Annotated in this window: 1 pseudogene; it reads left to right on the top strand. The window is 67.9% G+C overall.

The window, feature by feature from the left end:
- A pseudogene (locus ABD944_RS42110) lies at positions 1–1,047 on the top strand (DNA-directed RNA polymerase subunit beta); the annotation flags it as partial.

Genomic DNA, 1,047 nt, shown 5'->3' with positions numbered 1-1,047 from the left:
GCGACCGCGATGATCCCGTTCCTGGAGCACGACGACGCCAACCGGGCGCTGATGGGCTCGAACATGCAGCGGCAGTCGGTGCCGCTGCTGCGCAGTGAGGCGCCGCTGGTCGGGACGGGCATGGAGTACCGTGCCGCGACCGACGCCGGTGATGTGATCACGGCGGAGAAGGCGGGTTCGGTCGAGGAGGTCTCGGCCGACTACGTGACGGTGATGAACGACGACGGCACGCGGACGACGTACCGGGTGTCGAAGTTCAAGCGGTCCAACCAGGGCACGTGCTTCAACCAGAAGCCGATCGTGGACGAGGGTCAGCGCGTCGAGGTCGGTCAGGTGATCGCCGACGGGCCGTGCACCGATGACGGTGAGATGGCGCTGGGCAAGAACCTTCTGGTGGCGTTCATGCCGTGGGAGGGCCACAACTACGAAGACGCGATCATCCTGTCGCAGCGGCTGGTGCAGGACGACGTGCTGTCCTCGATCCACATCGAGGAGCACGAGGTCGACGCCCGGGACACCAAGCTGGGTCCCGAGGAGATCACCCGCGATATCCCCAACGTGTCCGAGGAGGTCCTGGCCGACCTGGACGAGCGGGGGATCATCCGGATCGGCGCCGACGTGGTGCCGGGCGACATCCTGGTCGGCAAGGTCACTCCGAAGGGGGAGACCGAGCTGACGCCGGAGGAGCGGCTGCTGCGGGCGATCTTCGGTGAGAAGGCGCGCGAGGTGCGCGACACCTCGCTGAAGGTGCCGCACGGCGAGCAGGGCAAGGTCATCGGCGTTCGGGTGTTCTCCCGCGACGACGGCGACGAGCTCCCGCCCGGCGTGAACGAGCTGGTCCGGGTGTACGTGGCGCAGAAGCGCAAGATCACCGACGGGGACAAGCTCGCGGGCCGGCACGGCAACAAGGGCGTCATCTCCAAGGTGCTGCCGGTGGAGGACATGCCGTTCCTGGAGGACGGCACCCCCGTCGACATCGTCCTGAACCCCCTGGGCGTGCCCGGCCGCATGAACGTCGGACAGGTCCTGGAGACCCACCTCGGCTGG

The sequence above is a fragment of the Actinomadura verrucosospora genome, assembly GCF_039540335.1.
Lineage (GTDB): Bacteria > Actinomycetota > Actinomycetes > Streptosporangiales > Streptosporangiaceae > Spirillospora > Spirillospora verrucosospora.
This window is presented reverse-complemented; position numbering and strand designations above follow the sequence as displayed.